Here is a 20,889-nt window from a genome sequence, read left to right on the forward strand (position 1 = left end):
CCACCATGAAACTCGTCGACGAAGCTGAAATCCAGGTCATCGCAGGCAACGGCGGCAATGGCTGCGTCGGTTTCCGCCGCGAGAAGTTCATCCCGCTCGGCGGCCCCGATGGCGGCGATGGCGGCGACGGCGGCAGCGTCTGGCTGGAGGCCTCCGAGAACCTCAATACCCTGGTCGACTTCCGCCACCAGAAGAGCTTCCGCGCCCAGCGCGGCGAGAACGGCATGGGCCGGCAGATGTACGGCAAGGCCGGCGAGGACACCGTCATCACCGTGCCGGTCGGTACCGTGATCACCAACGTCGAGACCGATGAGGTCATCGGCGACATGACCCGTCACGGCGACCGCCTGCTGGTCGCCAAGGGCGGCAAGGGCGGGCTGGGCAACATGCACTTCAAGAGCTCGGTCAATCGTGCGCCTCGCAAGGCGCTGCCGGGCCTGCCGGGCGAGGAGCGGGTGCTGAAGCTGGAGTTGAAGCTGCTGGCCGACGTCGGTCTGCTGGGCTTCCCGAATGCCGGCAAGAGCACCCTGATCCGCGCGGTCTCGGCGGCGACGCCCAAGGTCGCCGACTATCCGTTCACCACCCTGTACCCGAATCTGGGCGTGGTCAGCGTCGAGGCGCACCGCAGCTTCGTGATCGCCGACATCCCGGGTCTGATCGAGGGTGCGGCCGATGGCGCCGGCCTCGGCGCGCAGTTCCTGCGCCACCTGCAGCGCACCCGCCTGCTGCTGCACCTGGTCGACATGGCGCCGATGGAAGGCGGTGTGGAGGGCGTCAGCCCGGCCGAGCAGGTGCGGGCGATCGAGCACGAACTCGGCAAGCACGACCCGGAGCTGCTGAACAAGCCGCGCTGGTTGATCCTCAACAAGGCCGACCTGCTGCTGGAGGAGGAGCAGGCGGAGGCCGCCCAGGCGATCATCGACGAGCTGGGCTGGAAGGGCCGCTGGTACAAGGTGTCGGCGATCAGCCGCGAAGGCACCTGGCCGGTGATGCTCGACGTGATGGCGTTCTTCGACCGTCAGGCCGAGGAGGCGGCCGAAGCCGCGGCCGAGGCGGCGGCTCAGGGCGCGCGCGCCGACTGAGTTCTTGGCGTTGCTGGCCGGCGCCGGGCGGTATCCGCAGGAGCGGCGTGGCCGCGATGGCCTTCATGGGAAAGCCCGTCGCAGCTTACGCAGCTCCTACAGATGCGGAGGCCTTCCCCTGTAGGAGCGGCGGCCTTCATGGGAAGGCCCGGTCGCAGCTTGCGCAGCTCCTACGAAAGCGATCCCCGTCCTGTAGGAGCGGCGTGAGCCGCGATCCCCGGGCTGCGCCCGGGAATCCCCAAGGTTTGCCGCGCAAGCCTTGGGCCCCGCCGTTGCGCGATTCGGTGGGCTGCGTCCTGTGTTTTGTAGGAGCGGCGTAAGCTGCGAAGGCCTTGGTGGGAGCCCATCGCGGCTTACGCCGCTCCTGTTCGACCGTGGGCGCTGCGGCCCGGGCAACAAAAAAGCCGGCGGGTGCCGGCTTTTTCGCTTGCGGGCCGGGGCGGGTGCCCCGGACGCAGGGTGGGCTGCCTCAGGCGGCCTTGAGCGCCTTGATGCGGGCGTTCAGGCGGCTCTTGTGGCGGGCGGCCTTGTTCTTGTGGATCAGACCGCGCGAGCTGTAGCGGTCGAGGATCGGTTGGGCGGCCTTGAAGGCGGTCTCGGCGCCGGCGGCGTCGTTCTCGCCCAGGGCCTTGAGCACCTTCTTGACGTAGGTGCGCAGCATCGAACGCTGGCTGGCGTTACGGGCATTGCGCACGACGGTCTGCTTGGCGCGCTTCTTGGCGGACTTGATGTTAGCCACGGCGGAATCCTGGAATATTTTGAGGTCGGAACTGGTAAAGAGGAACTTGGCTGGTTCGCTGCCCCTGCATCGGGAACCGGGCGGTTCCGAAGCGGGTAGGACTTGATCCAGGCAAGTAGACAGGAAATTATGGTCAATTCAGTGGCTTGCGTCAACAGCGGCAGCCGGAGGAATTTGTTTGTCTGACAACACCGTTCAGCGGGCGCATGCGCCGGCCGCGCCGGGCCAGCCCGGGATGCCTTCCGGCGCGGCGCCGGGGCCGGGCAAGGGCCGGGGTGGGCGCGGGATGCTGCGCTCGACCGCCGTATTCAGCCTGATGACCTTCGTCTCCCGTATCGCCGGCTACGTGCGCGACGCGGTGACCGCGAGCCTGTTCGGCGCCGGGCCGGGAATGAGCGCCTTCGTCGTCGCCTACCGGATCCCGAACTACCTGCGGCGTATCTTCGCCGAGGGCTCGTTCTCCTCCGCCTTCGTCCCGGTGTTGTCGGAGCTGAAGGAAAAGGGCGACCAGAAGGCGCTGCAGGAGGTGCTCGATCACGTCGCCGGCGCGCTGTTCGCGGCGGTGGTGGTGGTCAGCGGTCTGGGCATGCTGGCGGCGCCGTGGGTGGCGCAGCTGTTCCTGGCGCTGGCGCCGCCGGGCACCGAGACCGTGCCGCTGGCCGCGCAGATGCTGCGGATCACCTTCCCGTACCTGGTGTTCATCTCGATGACCGCGCTGGCCGGTGGGGTGCTGAACAGCTTCCGCCACTTCGGCCTGCCGGCGCTGACTCCGGTCCTGCACAACCTGGCGATGATCGCGGCCATGCTGCTGCTGGCCGGACGCCTGGAGGTGCCGGAAGCGTCGATGGCCTGGGGTGTGCTGGCCGCCGGCATCCTGCAGGTGCTGGTGCTGTGGCCGGCGATGGGGCGGCTGGGGCTGCGCCCGCGGCTGCGTTTCGACTTCCGCCACGAGGGCGTGCGCCGGGTCGGCCGGCTGATGCTGCCGACGGTGTTCTCCTCCTCGGTCGCCCAGATCAACGTGCTGGTCGGCACGATGTTCGCGGCGCTGCTGGTGCCTGCCGCGCAGTCCTGGCTGTACTACTCCGACCGCCTGACCGAGCTGCCGCTGGGGCTGTTCGGGGTGGCGATCGGCACCGTGATCCTGCCGCAGCTGTCGCGCCACCACGCCGCCAAGGACGAGGCCGGCTATTCGAAGTCGCTGGACTGGGGGCTGCGCATCGTGCTGCTGATCGGCATCCCGGCGGCGCTGGGGCTGGCCCTGCTGGCCGAACCGCTGACCGCCTCGTTGTTCCAGCGCCGTGCGTTCACCGCCGAAGATTCGCGGATGGTCGGCATCGCCCTGACCGCGATGAGCGTGGGCATCCCGACCTTCATGCTCAGCAAGGTGCTGCTGCCGGCCTTCTATGCCCGCCAGGACACCCGCACGCCGATGCGCGCGGCGCTGATCACGGTGGTGGCGAACGTCCTGCTGACGGTGCTGCTGGTGACCCCGTTGTGGATGCTGGGCGTGGCCGAGGCCCATGTCGGCATTGCCGCGGCGACCGCGCTGGCCGGAATCCTGAACGCGGCCCTGCTGTGGCGTTACCTGCGCCGGCAGGGCCTGTACACGCCCGAGCCGGGCTGGGGCCGCTGGCTGGGGCGGATCGCGGCGGCGCTGCTGGCGATGACGGTCGTGGTGGTGGCGATCCGCGAGCACGTCGGCGCCTGGGGCGCGTTGCCGATGGGGTCGCGATGGTTGTGGCTGCTGGCGACGGTGGCCGCCGGCGGCGGCGCCTATGGGGCGACACTGTTGCTGCTCGGGCTGCGGCCGCGCCATCTGCGCCACTGAGCGTCGGGCGCGGGCGGGCGGTCCGGCGCGGGCCGGCGGAGTCCCGGTCGGGCCCGCAGGCGCCTGACGCGGGTAGGCCAGTCCGGACGCGGGGCGCAGCCGCCGGTGCCGGGATGTCCAGGAAGGCAGTTTTTCCGGGCGACCTATATACTGCCCGGTTCTATGAGCAGGCTGTTCCGTGACGTCGATGGCGGGCCCCGGTGTCCGCACGGCAGTGTGGTCTGCATCGGCGCCTTCGATGGCCTTCACCTGGGCCATCGGGCTCTGGTGCGCCACGCTGTCGCGCGTTCGCGGGCGATTGCCGGCGTCGGCACCACCGTCGGGTTGCAGGCGGTGGCGTTGAGCTTCGAGCCGCTGCCCCGCGAGTTCTTTGCGCCGCAGGCGCCGCCGCCACGGCTGCTGTCGCCGCGGGCCAAGGTCGAGGGCCTGCTCGGGCTGGGCGCCGACCAGGTCGGCCTGCTGCGTTTCAACGCGCGCCTGAGCGGCCTGGATGCGGAAAGCTTCGTCGAACGCGTGCTGGTCGAGCACCTGCGCGCATGCGAGGTCTGGGTCGGCCCCGGCTTCCGTTTCGGCAAGGCCCGTGCCGGAGACATCGACCTGCTGCACCGACTGGGCCGCCGCCACGGCTTCGTCGCCGGCGAGATCGAGCCGGTGATGCTGGACGGCGAACGGGTCTCCAGCACCCGCATCCGCGCCGCCCTGCAGGACGGTGCGTTCGACGCCGCCGCGCGGATGCTCGGTCGCCCGTACGCGATCGGCGGGCGGGTGGTGCGCGGACGGCAGCTGGGCCGCACGCTCGGCTATCCGACCGCCAACATCCGCTTCGGCGGCCGGACCCCGGCGCTGTCGGGCATCCACGCGACCTGGGTGCACGGCGTCGGCGATGCGCCGATGCCCTCGGTTTCCAGTCTCGGCACCCGCCCGACCGTCGACGGCGTGGAGCCGCTGCTGGAAGCCCATCTGTTCGATTTCGAGGGCGACCTGTACGGGCGCCGGATCGAGGTCGAGTTCGTCGCCAAGCTGCGCGACGAGGAAAAGTTCGACGACCTGCCGGCCCTGGTCGCGCAGATGGACCGCGACGCCGAACAGGCGCGCGCGGTGCTTGACCGCTCGCCCCGCAACGACCCCCCGCGCGTGCCCGAGCGGACCTCCCACACAGAGCCTTCCTTCGAATAGACCGCCGTGAGCCAGGACTACAAAGCCACCCTGAATCTGCCCGCCACCGACTTCCCGATGCGCGGCGACCTGCCCCGGCGCGAGCCCGGGACCCTGGAGCGCTGGGAATCCGAAGGCCTGTACGCGCGTCTGCGCGAGCACGCGGCCGGACGCCCGCGGTTCGTGCTGCACGACGGTCCGCCGTACGCCAACGGCGCGATCCACCTCGGCCACGCGGTCAACAAGATCCTCAAGGACATCATCGTCAAGTCGAAGTGCATGGCCGGCTTCGATGCGCCGTACGTGCCGGGCTGGGACTGCCACGGCCTGCCGATCGAGATCGCGATCGAGAAGAAGCATGGCAAGGTCGGGGTCAAGCTCGACGCGGTCGAGTTCCGCCAGAAGTGCCGCGAGTACGCGCGGTCGCAGATCGACGTCCAGCGCCGCGATTTCAAGCGTCTGGGCGTGATCGGCGACTGGGACAACCCCTACCTGACCCTCGACTTCCATTTCGAGGCCAACGAGATGCGCGCGCTGGCGCGGATCATCGACAACGGCCACCTGACCCGCGGCGTCAAGCCGGTGCACTGGTGCTTCGACTGCGGCTCGGCGCTGGCCGAGGCCGAGATCGAATACCAGGACAAGGTCTCGCCGGCGATCGACGTCGCCTATGCGGCGCGCGATCCGCAGGCGATCGCGCGGGCGTTCGGCGTCGCGCTGCCGGAGGGGGTCGAGGTCGCGGTGCCGATCTGGACCACCACTCCGTGGACGCTGCCGGCCTCGCTGGCGGTCTCGGTCGGTCCCGAACTGGAATACGCCCTGGTCGAAGGCCCGGCCCACGACGGCCGCCGCCGCTGGCTGGTGCTGGCCGACGCGCTGGCCGCGGCCGCGCTGGCGCGCTACGGCGTCGATGCGCCGGTCGTGCACGGCCGCGTCGCCGGCGCCGCGCTGGAGAACCTGGTCCTCGCGCATCCGTTCTACGCGACCCGCGACATCCCGCTGATCCTCGGCGACCACGTGTCCGCCGAGGACGGCACCGGCGCGGTCCATACCGCGCCCGGCCACGGCCAGGAGGACTATGCCGCCGCCCGTCGCTACGGTCTGATCGAGAAGTACGACGCGGCCGTGCTGAACCCGGTCGACGGGCGCGGCGTCTATCTGCCCGGCACCCCGCCGGCCGGCGACACCGAGCTGGCCGGCCAGCACATCTGGAAGGCCAACGACGCCATCGTCGAGGCGCTGCGCGCGAGCGGCGCGCTGCTGGCGTTCGCCAGGCTGGAGCACAGCTATCCGCATTGCTGGCGCCACAAGACGCCGATCGCGTTCCGCGCGACCCCGCAGTGGTTCATCTCGATGGAGCAGGCCAATCTGCGCGACGACGCGCTGGCGGCGATCAAGAACGTCGGCTGGTTCCCGAAGTGGGGCGAGGCGCGCATCGCCGGCATGGTCGAGGGGCGTCCGGACTGGACGATCTCGCGCCAGCGCACCTGGGGCGTGCCGATCGCGCTGTTCGTGCACCGGCAAAGCGGCGAGCCGCATCCGCGCAGCAGCGAGCTGATGCGCGCGGTCGCCGAGCGGGTCGAGCAGGGCGGCGTCGACGTCTGGTACACCCTGGACGCGGCCGAGCTGCTGGGCGAGGAGGCGGCCGACTACGAGAAGATCACCGACATCCTCGACGTCTGGTTCGACTCCGGCGTTACCCACGAGGCGGTGCTGGTCGAGCGCGGCTTCGGCAAGCCGGCCGACCTGTACCTGGAAGGCTCCGACCAGCACCGCGGCTGGTTCCAGTCCTCGCTGCTGACCGGCGTGGCGATGGACAAGGCGGCGCCGTACCGCCAGTGCCTGACCCACGGCTTCACCGTCGACGAGAAGGGCCGCAAGATGTCCAAGTCGCTCGGCAACGGCATCGAGCCGCAGGACATCATGAAGACCCTGGGCGCGGACATCCTGCGCCTGTGGATCGCCTCGGCCGACTACAGCAACGAGATGTCGCTGTCGCAGGAGATCCTCAAGCGCAACGCCGACGCCTACCGCCGCATCCGCAACACCGCGCGCTTCCTGCTGTCCAACCTGCACGGCTTCGAGCCGGCCCGCGACCTGCGCGCGCTGGACGACATGGTCGCGCTGGACCGCTGGATCGTGCATCGCGCCTGGGAGGTGCAGGAGAAGATCAAGGCCGCCTACGCGCGCTACGACTTCGCCGAGATCGTGCAGGCGCTGCTGAACTTCTGCAGCGTCGACCTGGGCTCGGTCTATCTCGACATCACCAAGGACCGCCTGTACACCATGCAGGAGGATTCGCGCGGCCGCCGTTCGGCGCAGAGCGCGATGTTCCGCATCATCGAAGCCTTCGTGCGCTGGATCGCGCCGGTGCTGAGCTTCACCGCCGACGAGTTGTGGGGCTACCTGCCGACGCCGGCCGACGGTGCGCGCCTGGACAATGTGCTGTTCGCGACCTGGTACGAGGGGCTGGCGCCGATGCCGGCCGACGCGCCGCTGTCGGCGGCCCGCTTCGACCGCCTGCTGGAGTTGCGCGAGCAGGTCAGCGCGGTGCTGGAGCCGATGCGCGCGGCCGGCGAGATCGGCGCGGCGCTGGATGCCGAGGTCACCCTCGCGGTCGGCGACGACGAGCAGGCCTGGCTGGCGCCGCTGGCCGACGAGCTGCGGTTCCTGTTCATCAGCGGCGACGTCAGCGTGGTTGCCGGTGGCAACGGGGTGAAGGCGGCGGCGACCGACAAGCCCAAGTGCGTGCGTTGCTGGCACCATCGCGCCGACGTCGGCAGCGATCCGGCGCATCCGCAGCTGTGCGGGCGCTGCGTCAGCAACATTGACGGCAGCGGCGAACAGCGGCAGTGGTTCTGAGGACACGATGCCGATGACCGCTTCCCGTCCGTCCCCCAATGCGCTTGCCTGGCTGCTGGTTTCGGTGCTGGTGATCGCGCTCGACCAGCTGACCAAGTGGTGGGTGTTGACCTCGTTGCCGGAGTACACCGCGATCCCGGTGATCGACGGCTTCTGGAACTGGTACCGCACCTACAACACCGGCGCCGCCTTCAGCTTCCTCAGCGACGCCGGAGGCTGGCAGAAGTATTTCTTCCTGGTCCTGGCGGTCGCGATCAGCGGCCTGCTCGGCTGGTGGCTGTCGCATACGCCGCGCCGCGACTGGCGCACCGCGCTGCCGTATGCGCTGGTGATCGGCGGTGCGATCGGCAACGTGATCGACCGCCTGATGCACGGGCACGTGGTCGACTTCATCCAGTGGTACTGGCGCGACTGGTACTGGCCCGCGTTCAACATTGCCGATTCGGCGATCGTCGCCGGCGCGGTCGGCATCGCCCTGATGGGCGTGTTCGGGCACAAGGCGCGGGAGGCGGCCGGGGAGGGCTGAGGCCACCCCGCCGGCCCGCCGAGGAGTAGAATCGCCCCATGGATGTCCTGCTCGCCAATCCCCGTGGTTTCTGTGCCGGTGTCGACCGCGCGATCGAGATCGTCAAGCGTGCGCTGGAGACGCTGGGCGCGCCGATCTACGTCCGTCACGAGGTGGTCCACAACCGCTTCGTGGTCGACGACCTGCGTCACCGCGGCGCGATCTTCGTCGAGGAGCTGGACGAGGTGCCCGACGGCGCGACCGTGATCTTCAGCGCCCACGGCGTCTCCCAGGCGGTGCGCACCGAGGCCGAACGACGCGACCTGAAGGTGTTCGACGCGACCTGTCCGCTGGTGACCAAGGTCCACTTCGAGGTCGCCCGCCATTGCCGCGCCGGCCGCGACGTGGTCCTGATCGGCCACGCCGGCCATCCCGAGGTCGAAGGCACGATGGGCCAGTGGCAGCGCGAGGCGGGCGAGGGACGCATCTACCTGGTCGAGGACATCGAGGATGTCGCGGCACTGCAGGTGGGGCAGCCGGAGAACCTGGCCTACACCACCCAGACCACGCTGTCGGTCGACGACACCAAGGTCGTGATCGAGGCCCTGCGGCGGCGCTTCCCGGCGATCCAGGGCCCGAAGAACGACGACATCTGCTACGCGACCCAGAACCGCCAGGACGCGGTGCGCGAGCTGGCGGCCCGCTGCGACCTGGTCCTGGTCGTGGGCTCGGTCAACAGCTCCAATTCCAACCGCCTGCGCGAGCTGGCCGAACGCGAGGGCACCCGCGCCTACCTGATCGACGGCGCGATCGAGATCGACCCGGAATGGGTGCGCGGGTGCGAGCGGATCGGAGTGACTGCCGGTGCCTCGGCGCCGGAAGTGCTGGTGCGCGGTGTGATCGAGCGGCTGCGCGAACTGGGCGCGGGCCACGTCAACGAGCTGGACGGCGAGCCGGAAAGCATGGTGTTCGCGCTGCCGAAGGAGCTGCGCCTGCAGCTGGTCGACTGAATGGCCGGTCGATTGCGGTGCCGGCCGACCTGGCCGGGGCCGCGAATTGACCGCCACTCCCCGGCGCCCTAGAATCCACCTCCCTGTGCTCGCCTGTCGCGTCCCCGACGCGGTGGCGGCCAAGGCTCCCGCCGGAGTAGCTCAGTTGGTAGAGCACGTCATTCGTAATGATGGGGTCGTAGGTTCGATTCCTATCTCCGGCACCAATCGACGGTTCCGCCCGTGCCCGCACGGAGCGGCGCCTCGCAGAAGACCCCGCGCTCGCGGGGTTTTTTGTTGGGCGGGTGGTGGCAGCTCGCGCGAATGGGCGCTCAATCGCCGTCGTTGGGCAATGGCGCCAGGTAGTCCGCCACCGGTTCGAGGATGATCTCCGGCAGGCGCTCGGCGATGGCGTCCCGCATCTGCTGCCAGGCCTCCGGGTCCACCGACGGCTGCGCCAGCCCCTCGGCCTTCGCCTCGGCGGAGGGCCATTGGGTGTAGCTGTACCAGATGTCGTCCGGGCCTCGATGCAGGCGCGACCCCAGCGAGCCGCGCTCGGCCTTCAGCAACTGGGTGACGCGAGACCATGCGCGGACGAAGGACGCCTCGGTGCCGGGATGCAGGCGCCACCGGTAGAGGGCGCAGAAGGCGAGTTGCGGGTTGGTCATATGCGATGGGTCCGGTGCAGATGCGTTCTGGTGGAGGTGCATGGTGCCGGAATCGGACGGGTTTGGGACCGCAAGGCGAGAACCGCCTGGGCCAACGGGTAATGCGCCAACAGGTGATGCACGTGTTGGCCCGTCGCCTGGGCACTCAAAGGCCACGGCCCGGATGGCCGGTGATGCGTTCCCGCTGTCTGTTGGGTCAGCGTGTTCGAAGGGCGCGACTTGAGGACCTTTCAGGCATCGCTGCCGTCGCCCGTGGCGCTCCGGGAGCGTCGCAGCAGAAGCGCCTCGCCAAGCGGGATGTCCGGCGTCTTGCGCCAGTGATGGCGCTTGGAGGACGCCACCGCGGATTCCACGGCCTCGGGATCGGCCGGCAGGTGGCCGGAGAGCGCCGAAAGCTCCTGGTGCACGGCCTTGCGATGGGACTGGTTGACCCATTGCTTGCGTCTGGCGATCGCGTCGCGGCCTCCCCATTGGCTCTCGGCGACGACGTTGCGCCGATCGCGTTCGAGACTCAGGGCCTTCTTCTCTTGAGGGGTTCGATGACGTTTCATACGGGTTCCAATGCCCGAATCGTGCCTGCGGGGTCCGAAAAACGGTGAAGCGGCCTGGGGCGCGCGCGGGCACCTAGGTTCCCGTCGCAGCGGGAGCGAGAACAAACAAGGCCGACGCGGCGACGCCCCGGATCGTCACATGAAGATAGAACCCGGGCGGGAGGTCGACAAGGGCGCGTGGTCCGCGAAGGGCAACGGTGTCGGAGCACGCGATCAGGAAGCAGGCTACGAGCGCAAGGAGCGCATAGGCGAAGGCGCTCGGTTCCAAGAGGAGTGCAGCGCAGCCGCAGATGAGCAGCAACGACACTTCCGCCAGCAGCAGGACCGCCTTGATGCCCCATTGGGCGCGTGGGAGTTCAATGCCGGAGTCCTCCTTCAAGGCATCGACGAGGATGCCGAAGAGGACTGCGCCGTACATCAGATGCAGCGCGCCGAGGATGCGAAAGCATGTCTCCACTTGGTGTCCAGTACCCGGTCATCTCGCCATGTATCGCGCCGTGCCTGTGCCCGGTCGAACATCAGGGCCGCTGCACAATGAAGTAGACATGCTTGTCGTCGGGTCCCGCATCGAACTCGAGGTGACGGCAATGGCAGCCGGCGTCCTCGATTGTCCGCAGCAGTGCGGGAATCCCGGGCGAAGCGTGATAGAGCGCTTGCCCGAAGCAGGTTCCAGTGACTTCATCCGGAGCGTACACGCCGCCGGACGAGAAGATCAGGACACCGCCGCTGGAAAGCCCGCGGCACAGCTTGTCGACCACCGCGGCCTGGTGTCCCAGCGGCACGTGCCAGATGCTGTCCCAGGCGGAGATGAAGTCGAAGGGCTCGTCGATCTCCCACGTGCAGATGTCGGCGCGATGGAAGGTGACATCGGGGTGATGCCGCTTCGCGCGACGCAGCATCTCGGGGGACAGGTCGAGCGCCTCGACCCGGAAGCCTTTCTGCAACAGCAGGGACACGATGCGCCCGCTGCTGCCGCAACCCACGTCCAGCGCCGAGCCGCGCGCTGATACGAACGCAAGCGCGCGTTCATGCTGGGCCATGCCATTGGAGTGATCGAAGCCGGCGTGGTCCCAATGCTGGGCGATCCTGTCGTAGGTGGCGGCGGTTTGCGATGGCGTCATGGGGGCGTCCGGGTCAGGTCGCGCAGCGGAGCGGCGTCGGCTCGAATGGATCGTCAGATGTCGTCATCGAAAGGCTCGGACGACTCGCTTCGGGCCCGGGCCCTGGCGATGGCCTCGGGCTCCCTGGAGAGCAGGCGCCAGAACTCGCTGCCGTCCTTGCGGATATAGCGGATGGCACCGGCGCGGACCAGGATCCTTCTCAGCTCGTCTTCCTCGAAACCGCCGAGGCGCTCGCTCAGCAGCTCGAATGAGCGGTCGGTGTAGCCCTGGTGGCTGAGGAAATGCCTGGCGGTCGTCTCGGCCATGTGCTCGGTCTTGATCGCCTCCAGCGCGATCCTGAAGTCGGTCGAAGACCGGTCCTTCTGAAGCCACCAGGCGACCAGGCCTCCAACCAGTACGCCGATGATGCCGAACAGGCCTGCGGTTATCTCCGGGCTCATAGCTGTGTTCCGATGATCCTCAACGCGGTAGTCGGGCCGCGCCGAACAGCGGCGTCGGCATGAAAGAACCGTCAGCCGTCACTGTAGCCGAAGAACCAGAGCCAGAGCTCGCAACCATGCTGGTGCCGGAAAAACAGGGACGTGTCCTCGCACTCCCATGCGTTGATCTTGCCGATATCCACAACGCAGGCGCCCGCATCGCGAGGCGTTGGGCCCAGCCAGCCGTCCTCGGACGAGCGGACCGGACTTCCAAGAAGCTCGAAAGCGATGGCAAACCTGATCGGGTAGAAGAACAAGGTCACGGCCAGGGCGAACGCAGCAACCGGCAGGAATTTGGCCTTCATGGGGGGCAGGGAGTCCTATGTTCGAGTCAGTACAGCCCGGGTTTGCCTGGAAACCTGAGTGGGCGGGTCGGCGAAGCGGAGTCGCATTGAACGAACTGTCAGGCGACGCCCTGGGAGCCCGCCCGGCGATCAATCAAGTAACCGATTGCCGCTCCAACCAGGATGGGGGCAAGCGCGAAGACCGGGATGAAGATGAGGGCGATAGCAGCTTGTGCATCTGCTGCCAGATCCAGCGAGTAGTGCGCCCAAGCAAGGAAGCCGAATCCCGGCAAGGACGGTGCGAGGAGCGATGACGGTCGCCGGTACAGAAAGCTGACCGCCAGGATGGCACTCCATGCGACAGCGTTACAGGCGCCAAGGAAGAGCCATGCCATGGGAGCCTGGTCGGTGTATTGGTGGAGCCACTCGGAACCCCGCGGGAGACGCGCGGCATACGGGAGAACAAGTCCCGAGAGGAGCACGATGATTCGGGCTTTGAGCATGGTCACGGATACAATCGCCTGACGCGTGAGCTAAGCCTGACCGGGAAGCTGCCTCACGGCTTGAATGAGCAGCTATGGCGCAACCAGCGTCTGGTTCGCGCCGTTGCTGGCACCGATTGGGCCGATCTCCGCAAGGTCGATCCCCTCGATGCAGGCCAGATTGTAGCCGTACTCGGTAGGCACGCTGCGACGTTGGTGATGCGTGTAGATCCCGCAGACACTGCAGAAGTAGTGTTTGGCGATCCGGGTGTTCCACTGATAGAGGCTGAGCTTGTCCTGGCCACGGGTGACGCGAAGCCGGTCGAGCGTTACCCCTGCCATGATCGCGCCCTTGCGGCTGCAGATGGAGCAGTTGCAACGGCGAATGTTCTCGTGGCCGTTGATCAGGTCAACCTCGAATTCAACGGCTTTGCAATGACAGGTGCCTTTGACGGTCTGCATGATCTTTATGTCGCGCCTCAACGCTTGAGCCGACCCGCGAAGCAGGTTCGGCTTGAATGATCTATTGGGCTGCCCTCAATGCCTATGCCCACAGCGCGTGCGCCAAGATGAGCATAAGCACGATGGCAGGACCTGTAATGGCAGCTAGCCACAGCGGAATACGCTTATGTTTATAGACGGCAGCAGCGGCCAGCATGCTGCCTAAGATCGCTGAACCCCAAAATGTTGAGTTGCCCCTGGCCAACGGAACGTCGGGAGCGAGCAGGCGAGCTGTCAGAAAGATGGTTAATGGCGGAACCGCAAGGCCTGAAACAAAGGCTGTCAGCGAATGAGCAAGACGCCAGGATCGCCGTGTTGTGGGGAGTGCTGCCTTTGCTGGCTGATACGGATTGCTCATGTGCAGCCCTAAGCCGAGCCGACAAGCGACGTTGGCTTGAGTGAGCTGCTAGGGGCCATCGCGATAGTCTGCAGAGTCAGCTTTCATTGCGCGAATGAACTGTTCCAAACTGCCATAAGGAAACCAGTGCGGGTACTCTGCAGGAAATGCTTCCGGTGCAGAGCCCCAGATCAAGTGCACGTTGACATACGTTCCATCCTTCAAGACGGCTGCCACATCATCGTTGTCAACTCTCCGGCCAACAGCTCTCGCCTCCATTCTGAAAAGTGGGTGCTGGCTGGAAATTTCACTTTCCTGCTGATTCTGGATGTGCTGGGCCTCAACTGCGAACTGGATGGTTCGCCAAGGCTCTTTCCACTGAATGCTATCAAAAGCGCTGTTCATAATGCCTGACGTCTTAACTGATCCGATCTGCGGAACGGGCTCGGCCTGAATGAACTGTTAGGCCCGCTTCCGAACAACGTAAACAACCGTGTCATCGTATCTGGCCACGCCAATTTGGTGGGTGTCACTTTGGACAGAAGTTGCCACCCAATCCGGAACAGGTGGGTCCCAGGTAACCATAGGGAAATCATATGGGTAGGTGGACCCATTGGGGTTCTGTGAATGAGCTTACACCGCATTGTCCATGGTGTTGCCGCATAGGGTTGCCCAAAGCTGGATAGGCTCCGAACGATACTTGGCGAGCATCTCCAAGTACTGAAGCAGTCGAACCGTAGCGGCTGCAATCTCTGGGACGTTCTCTGGATGGGTGTTACCCCGGCCCCACCAATCCACATGAGTATGCCAGTGGTCGAACCAACTCGTCAGATCGAGACGGTCGATTTTTCGACGTTCACAAGCTTCTGCGCGAGCCCAGTAGACCTGCAACCTTCTTCGATAACGACGATCCATGTGCGGGCCTGATGTCAGAACTGATCCGATACGCGAAGCAGCGCCGGTTTGAATGAAGTGTCAGGCGGCACGCGCCACCAACGGGACAAAGCGATAGTACAACCACAGCTCCAATGTGCTGCCAGCGAGTATGCCGCCTACAGGTAGCGCCCACGATAGCCAGCCTGATGAATCAAGGACGGTAATGGCTAGCAGGCAGATGAAGAGAGGGATGAGCCCCATCGTCAGCAGATGAAGGGAGCTTTGCAGCCATGGGACGCCCACCATGCTCCCGCAGGACTGGCACTTCCTCTTGCGAGCGGGACCGAGTGCAACCTTGGACCAGAAGTTCATGCAGTGGTTGCCGCAATTTGGGCAGAGGGTGGGATGCATCATTGTGCTGCCTGACGACTGAGTTAAACCTGGCCGCGAAGCAGGCTCGGCTTGAATGAACTGCCTGGCCTCAACTGATCCACAGTATTTTCTCTTTGGCAACCCGCCAGCTGGAACCTGCGCGAACGAGCAAGTGGATTGTGCCAGTACCACACAGGCCGTCGCAGTGGTGTGCCACATAGATCAAGGCTCGCTTTCGGTCTCTGGTAAGGACAGGTTGACTGATCTGGGCAAAGCCGGAGGTGCCGGGATGTCTTTCGTAGAAGTCGTCCCACCACCCATCCGCAAGTATCCGTTGGATCTCGCTGGAACGCACCACCTGTGTGCCAGGAATGCCTGACAGATCAAGTTGACGGCGGGCTTGGTTGGCCGCTACCAGCTCTGCGTGGAGCTTTCGCCGGGCAAACGTATCGAGCTCGGGGCTCAGCAAGCGCTCCGCTGACTGTGACACGCAGTCCGGTCTTCGGGCTTCGCCAAAGCAGAGGGACTGATCTGCGAGGATGAGGATGCGCTCTGGCTGGGGGTGGGGAGATCTACCTGGCCCGGGCGGTGGTGGAGGCACTCCAACGAACTTCATGCGTTCGAGTACGACGCCCAGTATGGCGCGCGTTTCGTCAGGCGTAGCAATGACGGGATCGGGTCTCTCGGCCCTGCTGCGGAGTTCCGTCTTGACCCAATGCAAAGCCGGAAGAGCACCTATGGCAACAGTTGCCAGTACTGCCAAGGCTGCCGACAGCTTCGCGATCCGCATCCATCTCATGTGGCGTCCCCGGGGGCTTGGCGCTGGACTTATACCGCTTCGCGAAGCGGCTTCGGATTGAATGAGTTATTCGGCATTATCCAAACTCGTAGCCCGGTGGACTCTCACCGTGCCATGCAACAGACTCGCGGACGACGTCCTCAAGCGAAAGATACCAACAGTTGTCCATGCCCATGGATTGCTCAGGGCCCGGCCAGAACATGCCCCAGGGATAAGAGGGGCCAAAGCCATGCTCTGAATATGAAAACGTAAGATTTGTCTCTGGATCATGGGCGACGATCCAGCAAGGATACGTTTGACCGGAGGCGCCATAGTCCCAGCCAACTTGCTCGCAGCGTATGGGCACGAGCAGCTCTCTGATCCGCATGGCGAGATCCGGCTGGGTAATTCGAGCAATTTCAGTATCGAGAAGCGATTTAACGCCTGCAAGAGTGATTGGCATGCCATCCAGAGCTTGAATCAAGTCGAGTCACGATGCGGCTTCGGCTTGAGTCAGCTGTCGGGGGCATCGCCGGTAGCAACGACATGTGCTCCCACGAGAAATCCCAATCCAACGCTGCCCGGAAGCACCCATGCCCAATCAGCCGCTTGAGCAAACAGGTTTGCCACGAGCAATCCCAACCCACCGGCGATGAACGACCACCCAGATAGATGAATCCCCTCGAGCGGCGTAGACCAATTGAAGGGGCTGGCACTCCAGCGAGGACGTTTCCACTCCATGTCGCTGTGGAACATGCGCCAAGCGACAACTCCGAACGCGGTGAAGCCGACAACGATGAAGGGGAAGTGCCACTGTGGTGCCTGCGAGAAGTCGTCAGGCATTGCAGCCCGAATGACAAGCCACGCCGGCACAGAAAACGCGACAAGGATGAGGCGGATCATCAGCCAAGTTTGTGAGGATCTTTCCATTTCGGCTTGAATGAACTGTTAGACGGCGCCGTACAGATGTGTGCCCAGCACCTACCGACTTGAGCGGTCATGTACCAGGTAAGCAGGAGCTGGGCCGGAGGAACCAGAACCCACCAGTAATTTGCGAGGAATCCTGAGATACGGAGGAGGCCAGCGCCATGAGTCACATTGGCGGCCTCCAGCGACGGCGCAATGAAGATGCTGTACGCCTCGATGGGAAGCAGCACTGCAAAGCCCAAGAACGAGAACACGCCATAGACCAGGGCGGCCACGGTGGCAACGAACAAGAGTGGGCGAGGCAATCGGGGCTTGGCCCGAAATGCTCTGAGCGCAGGCCACCACACCGGCGCGAACGAGATTAGGAAGTAGACGACAGCGAGGGCAACGAGTATTGCACTCAGCCTTGGCCCAAAGACATCGATTGCTTCCATAGCCGCCTGGCGCCTGAACTAAGCCGTGCCACGAAGTAGCGTCGGCCTGAATGAACCGCTAGAGCGCACTGTACCGCAGTGAACGGCATGTTGAGGGGGGCGGGATCCAATGAGCCAGATCAAGTGCCGGGCAGTGGACGAGCAGGTGCGACAAGGCTCTGAGTCTGGAGCCGACAGCAGGGATTGAACCTGCACCCGGGAGACCTGAGTCTCCTGGGACCGCTGTGGCGGTACGTTTACCAATTCCGTCACGTCGGCTATGAACTGTGTGGCAGCGGCTTTCAGATCGGCCCCCAGATGTGGGCGAGGCCGACGGGCGAGCAGAATGAGATGGGTCCGCCGACCGAACCACCGCCCCCAACAGCCCGGTCACCCCCCCTTGGACAGCATCACCAGCAACCCCTTGGCCGCGGCCAGGCGGGCGATGGCGTCGGGCAGTTCCAGGGTGACCCGCAGTTTGTCGGGGCCGTCCATGCGGTAGAGCTTGGGTTGGCCCTGGATCAGTTTGATGATCGCCATCGGGTCGACGTTGGGTTTCTCGACGAACTGCACGCGGCCGCCGTTTTCGCCCAGGTCGAGCTTGCGGATGCCCAGTGCGGTGGCGTCGAGCTTGAGTTCGGCGACCGCGAACAGGTGCTTGGCCGGGTCGGGCAGCAGGCCGAAACGGTCGATCATCTCCACCTGCATCTCGCGCAGCGCGTCCTTGTCGCGGGCGCCGCTGATCCGCTTGTACAGGGTCAGACGGGTGTGCACGTCCGGCAGGTAGTCGTCGGGGATCAGCGCCGGGATGTGCAGTTCGACCTCGGCGCCGCGGGCCTCGGTCTCGTCGGCGTCGGGCAGCTTGCCCTGGCGGATCGAGCGCACCGCGCGTTCGAGCAGCTCGGTGTACAGGCTGAAGCCGACCTCGGCCATCTGCCCGCTCTGGTCCTCGCCCAGCAGCTCGCCGGCGCCGCGGATCTCCAGGTCGTGGGTGGCGAGGGTGAAGCCGGCGCCGAGCTCGTCCATCGAGGCGATCGCGTCCAGGCGCTTCTGCGCGTCGGGGGTGATCGAGCGGCGGTCGGGGGTGACCAGGTAGGCGTAGGCGCGGTGGTGCGAGCGGCCGACCCGTCCGCGCAACTGGTGCAGCTGGGCGAGGCCGAACTTGTCGGCGCGGTTGATGATGATGGTGTTGGCGTTGGGGATGTCGATGCCCGACTCGATGATGGTCGAGCACAGCAGCACGTTGAAGCGCTGCTTGTGGAAGTCGAGCATGACCTTTTCCAGCTCGCGCTCGGGCATCTGGCCGTGGGCGATGCCGATGCGCGCCTCCGGCACCAGTTCCTGCAACTGCCGCTGCATGCGGCCGATGCTTTCCACGTCGTTGTGCAGGAAGTAGACCTGGCCGCCGCGCGAGAGCTCGCGCTGGAACGCCTCGCGCAGCTGGGCGTCGTCCCAGGGCACGACGAAGGTCTGCACCGCCAGCCGGTGCGCGGGCGGGGTGGCGATGATGCTCAGGTCGCGCAGGCCGGCCATCGCCATGTTCAGGGTGCGCGGGATCGGCGTCGCGGTCAGGGTCAGCAGGTGCACGTTGGCGCGCAACGCCTTCAGCGCCTCCTTCTGGCGCACACCGAAGCGCTGCTCCTCGTCGACGATCACCAGGCCCAGGTCCTTGAAGCGCACGTCCTTCTGCAGCAGCCGGTGGGTGCCGACGATCACGTCGAGCTGGCCCTCGGCGAGCTTGTCGAGCTCGGCCTTGATCTCCTTGCTGCTCTTGAAGCGCGACAGTACCTCGACCCGCAGCGGCCAGTCGGCGAAGCGGTCGCGGAAGTTGCGGTAGTGCTGCTCGGCCAGCAGGGTGGTCGGCACCAGCAGGGCGACCTGGCGGCCGCCGCTGGCGGCGACGAAGGCCGCGCGCACCGCAACCTCGGTCTTGCCGAAGCCGACATCGCCGCAGACCACCCGGTCCATCGGCTGGCTCGACTGCAGGTCGCGGATCACCGCTTCGATCGCGGCGTGCTGGTCGGGCGTCTCCTCGAACGGGAACGTGGCCGCGAACGGCTCGTACATCGCCCGGTCGACGTCGATCGCCAGTCCGGCGCGGGCCTGGCGCTTGGCCTGGATCTCCAGCAGTTCGGCGGCGACGTCGCGGACCTTCTCGGCCGCCTTGCGCTTGGCCTTGCTCCACTGCTCGCCACCGAGCGAATGCAGTGGCGCGGTCTCCTCGGAGGCGCCGGAGTAGCGGTTGATCAGGTGCAACTGGGCGACCGGCACGTACAGGCGGTCGCCCTTGGCGTACTCGATCTCCAGGTATTCGCCGGGCTCGCCGCCGGCCTCCAGCACGATCAGCCCGCGATAGCGGCCGACGCCGTGGTCCTCGTGGACGATCGGCGCGCCTTCGCGCAGCTCGCCGAGGTCGCGGATGATGGTCTCCGGCTCGCGGCCGACCCGGCGGCGCCGGCGCGGCTGGCTGGCGCGCTCGGGGAACAGCTGGCGTTCGGTGAGCACCGCGATCTGCGGCGCATCCAGGGCGAAGCCGTCCTCCAGCGGTGCCACCGCGATCGCGAAGCGGGCGTCGCCGTCGAGGAAGTCGCGCCAGCCCGGCAGCGTCGCCGGACGCAGCTGCGCGGGTTCCAGCACCTCCAGCAGCGCCTCGCGCCGTCCCGGCGAGTCGGCGGCGATCAGTACCCGGCCCGGGTAGCTGGACAGGAACGAGGTCAGCGCCTCGCCCGGGGCGTGGTCGCGCGCGGCCACCGGCAGGCTGGGCGCGGGCTGCTCGCCCAGCGCCTGCGCGCGTTCGCGCTGCGGATGCGACTCGCCGCAGACCTCGATGCGCGGCGCCTTGTTGAGGCGCTCGCGCATGGCGTCGGGCGACAGGTACAGCTCGGCCGGGGTCAGCACCGGTCGTTCGATGTCGTGGCGGCGCTGCTCGTAGCGCTCACCGGTCTGCTTCCAGAACGCGTCGGCGGCCTCGTGGATGCCGTCGCCGAGCACCGGCAGCGCACGCTCGCCGAGGTAGTCGAACAGGGTCGCGGTCGCCTCGGCGGCCTCGCGGCGGGCGCTGCCGGGCTTTTCGAAGAACAGCGGCAGGTAGTACTCGATGCCGCCGGGGGCGACGCCGGCCTTGAGGTCCTGGTACAGCGCGCTGTTGCGGGTATCCAGGTCGAAGCGTTCGCGCAGCGCGTCGAGCACCTCCTTGATCGAGGCCTCGTCCAGCGGCAGCTCGCGACCGGGCAGCATGCGCACCGCGTCGATCTTCTCCAGCGAGCGCTGCGACTCGGGGTCGAAGCCGCGGATGGTGTCGATCTCGTCGTCCAGCAGTTCGACCCGGAACGGTTGCTCGGCGCCCATCGGGAACACGTCGAGCAGGCCGCCACGGACCGCGAAGTCGCCCGGGTCGAGCACCTGCGGGACATGGCGGTAGCCGGCCGACTCCAGCCTCCTCTTCTCGGCATCCAGGTCCAGGCGCTGGCCGACCGCGATGTCGAAGCTGGATCCGATCACGTGTCGCTTGGGCGCCAACCGTTGCAACAGGGTCTGCACCGGCACGATCACGATGCTGGCGCGGCTCAGGTCCGGCAGGCGGTGCAGCACCGCCAGGCGCTGGCTGACGATGTCCGGATGCGGGCTGAAGACGTCGTAGGGCAGGGTCTCCCAGTCCGGGAACGCGAGCACCGGCAGCGTCGTCGCGTCATCGCCCCCGTCAGCACCACTGCCAGCACCACTGCCAACCAGGGTGCGCAGATCGGCTTCCAGCTGGTGGGCGGCGTGGTTGTCGCGGGTGATCGCCAGCAACGGCCCGTCATGCGTCCGCGCGGCCTGCAGCACATGCCAGGCCAGCGCCGAGGCCGAGGCCGGCGCGCGCCACCAGGCGCGCGGCTGGCCGCTGCGGGGCAGTGGAGGGGAGGGCGGAAGGGTCGGGGCGGACTTGGATCGGGTCATC

Annotated in this window: 21 protein-coding genes and 2 tRNA genes; 7 read left to right on the forward strand and 16 right to left on the reverse strand. The window is 66.6% G+C overall.

The features are described from left to right. The first annotated feature begins 5 nt into the window (after nucleotides 1-5). Nucleotides 6-1,082, forward strand: coding sequence for an Obg family GTPase CgtA (cgtA, locus tag C9I47_RS06480; RefSeq protein ID WP_111266023.1), 1,077 nt, complete (start codon nucleotides 6-8; stop codon nucleotides 1,080-1,082). Between the two features lie 469 nt (nucleotides 1,083-1,551). Here cgtA and rpsT read toward each other — a convergent pair whose 3' ends face one another. Beyond that, nucleotides 1,552-1,821 carry a 30S ribosomal protein S20 gene (gene rpsT, locus C9I47_RS06485; RefSeq protein WP_111266024.1) on the reverse strand — a complete coding sequence of 90 codons (270 nt, stop codon included), beginning with the start codon at nucleotides 1,819-1,821 and terminating at the stop codon, nucleotides 1,552-1,554. A 178-nt stretch (nucleotides 1,822-1,999) separates the two neighbouring features. Here rpsT and murJ point away from each other — a divergent pair, with 178 nt between their 5' ends. The 6 genes from murJ (at nucleotide 2,000) to C9I47_RS06515 (ending at nucleotide 9,387) form a co-directional block, all read left to right on the forward strand. Beyond that, nucleotides 2,000-3,649 (forward strand): murein biosynthesis integral membrane protein MurJ, encoded by a 1,650-nt coding sequence (gene murJ / locus C9I47_RS06490; protein WP_223250310.1) that lies wholly within the window; start codon nucleotides 2,000-2,002, stop codon nucleotides 3,647-3,649. 162 nt (nucleotides 3,650-3,811) lie between these two features. Further along, on the forward strand, nucleotides 3,812-4,825 hold the full coding sequence (locus tag C9I47_RS06495; RefSeq protein WP_111266026.1) for a bifunctional riboflavin kinase/FAD synthetase: 1,014 nt from the start codon (nucleotides 3,812-3,814) through the stop codon (nucleotides 4,823-4,825). Nucleotides 4,826-4,831: 6 nt separating this feature from the next. Then, on the forward strand, nucleotides 4,832-7,666 hold the full coding sequence (gene ileS, locus C9I47_RS06500; protein ID WP_111266027.1) for an isoleucine--tRNA ligase: 2,835 nt from the start codon (nucleotides 4,832-4,834) through the stop codon (nucleotides 7,664-7,666). 13 nt (nucleotides 7,667-7,679) lie between these two features. After that, nucleotides 7,680-8,192: a signal peptidase II gene (gene lspA / locus C9I47_RS06505; RefSeq protein WP_111266028.1), complete on the forward strand. Its 513-nt coding sequence runs from the start codon at nucleotides 7,680-7,682 to the stop codon at nucleotides 8,190-8,192. A gap of 38 nt (nucleotides 8,193-8,230) precedes the next feature. Further along, on the forward strand, nucleotides 8,231-9,181 hold the full coding sequence (ispH, locus tag C9I47_RS06510; protein WP_111266029.1) for a 4-hydroxy-3-methylbut-2-enyl diphosphate reductase: 951 nt from the start codon (nucleotides 8,231-8,233) through the stop codon (nucleotides 9,179-9,181). Between the two features lie 130 nt (nucleotides 9,182-9,311). Further along, nucleotides 9,312-9,387, forward strand: a tRNA-Thr gene (locus C9I47_RS06515). Nucleotides 9,388-9,492: 105 nt separating this feature from the next. On the opposite strand, the gene C9I47_RS06520 is transcribed toward C9I47_RS06515, so the two are convergent. The 15 genes from C9I47_RS06520 to mfd all read right to left on the reverse strand — a co-directional run bounded on the left by C9I47_RS06520 (nucleotide 9,493) and on the right by mfd (nucleotide 20,888). After that, nucleotides 9,493-9,828 (reverse strand): antibiotic biosynthesis monooxygenase family protein, encoded by a 336-nt coding sequence (locus C9I47_RS06520; RefSeq protein ID WP_111266030.1) that lies wholly within the window; start codon nucleotides 9,826-9,828, stop codon nucleotides 9,493-9,495. Nucleotides 9,829-10,058: 230 nt separating this feature from the next. Then, a complete protein-coding gene (locus C9I47_RS06525; RefSeq protein ID WP_111266031.1) occupies nucleotides 10,059-10,379 on the reverse strand; it encodes a hypothetical protein in 321 nt (106 codons plus the stop codon). Between the two features lie 73 nt (nucleotides 10,380-10,452). Then, complete coding sequence (locus C9I47_RS06530) at nucleotides 10,453-10,836, reverse strand: hypothetical protein (RefSeq protein WP_111266032.1); 384 nt, start codon at nucleotides 10,834-10,836, stop codon at nucleotides 10,453-10,455. A gap of 61 nt (nucleotides 10,837-10,897) precedes the next feature. After that, nucleotides 10,898-11,500, reverse strand: a complete 603-nt coding sequence (locus C9I47_RS06535; protein ID WP_111266033.1) for a class I SAM-dependent methyltransferase — start codon at nucleotides 11,498-11,500, stop codon at nucleotides 10,898-10,900. A gap of 53 nt (nucleotides 11,501-11,553) precedes the next feature. Next, nucleotides 11,554-11,940 carry a hypothetical protein gene (locus C9I47_RS06540; RefSeq protein WP_111266034.1) on the reverse strand — a complete coding sequence of 129 codons (387 nt, stop codon included), beginning with the start codon at nucleotides 11,938-11,940 and terminating at the stop codon, nucleotides 11,554-11,556. Between the two features lie 71 nt (nucleotides 11,941-12,011). Next, on the reverse strand, nucleotides 12,012-12,284 hold the full coding sequence (locus C9I47_RS06545; RefSeq protein ID WP_111266035.1) for a hypothetical protein: 273 nt from the start codon (nucleotides 12,282-12,284) through the stop codon (nucleotides 12,012-12,014). Nucleotides 12,285-12,382: 98 nt separating this feature from the next. After that, nucleotides 12,383-12,772: a hypothetical protein gene (locus C9I47_RS06550; RefSeq protein ID WP_111266036.1), complete on the reverse strand. Its 390-nt coding sequence runs from the start codon at nucleotides 12,770-12,772 to the stop codon at nucleotides 12,383-12,385. Between the two features lie 66 nt (nucleotides 12,773-12,838). Continuing rightward, nucleotides 12,839-13,207 (reverse strand): GFA family protein, encoded by a 369-nt coding sequence (locus C9I47_RS06555; RefSeq protein ID WP_111268002.1) that lies wholly within the window; start codon nucleotides 13,205-13,207, stop codon nucleotides 12,839-12,841. 82 nt (nucleotides 13,208-13,289) lie between these two features. Continuing rightward, nucleotides 13,290-13,604, reverse strand: a complete 315-nt coding sequence (locus tag C9I47_RS17465; protein ID WP_145985438.1) for a hypothetical protein — start codon at nucleotides 13,602-13,604, stop codon at nucleotides 13,290-13,292. A gap of 48 nt (nucleotides 13,605-13,652) precedes the next feature. Then, nucleotides 13,653-13,988 carry a hypothetical protein gene (locus tag C9I47_RS17470; protein ID WP_145985439.1) on the reverse strand — a complete coding sequence of 112 codons (336 nt, stop codon included), beginning with the start codon at nucleotides 13,986-13,988 and terminating at the stop codon, nucleotides 13,653-13,655. Between the two features lie 1,718 nt (nucleotides 13,989-15,706). Beyond that, nucleotides 15,707-16,093, reverse strand: a complete 387-nt coding sequence (locus C9I47_RS17475; RefSeq protein ID WP_145985440.1) for a hypothetical protein — start codon at nucleotides 16,091-16,093, stop codon at nucleotides 15,707-15,709. A gap of 29 nt (nucleotides 16,094-16,122) precedes the next feature. Next, nucleotides 16,123-16,512, reverse strand: a complete 390-nt coding sequence (locus tag C9I47_RS06560) for a hypothetical protein (RefSeq protein ID WP_111266037.1) — start codon at nucleotides 16,510-16,512, stop codon at nucleotides 16,123-16,125. Then, on the reverse strand, nucleotides 16,512-16,811 hold the full coding sequence (locus tag C9I47_RS17480) for a hypothetical protein (RefSeq protein ID WP_145985441.1): 300 nt from the start codon (nucleotides 16,809-16,811) through the stop codon (nucleotides 16,512-16,514). Before C9I47_RS17480 ends, C9I47_RS06560 begins: the two co-directional genes overlap by 1 nt. Before the next feature lie 324 nt (nucleotides 16,812-17,135). Beyond that, nucleotides 17,136-17,228 (reverse strand) — tRNA-OTHER (locus tag C9I47_RS06565). A 111-nt stretch (nucleotides 17,229-17,339) separates the two neighbouring features. Continuing rightward, nucleotides 17,340-20,888 (reverse strand): transcription-repair coupling factor, encoded by a 3,549-nt coding sequence (mfd, locus tag C9I47_RS06570; RefSeq protein WP_111266038.1) that lies wholly within the window; start codon nucleotides 20,886-20,888, stop codon nucleotides 17,340-17,342. Between the last annotated feature and the right edge of the window lies 1 nt (nucleotide 20,889).

Source organism: Marilutibacter maris, from assembly GCF_003233695.1.
Lineage (GTDB): Bacteria > Pseudomonadota > Gammaproteobacteria > Xanthomonadales > Xanthomonadaceae > Marilutibacter > Marilutibacter maris.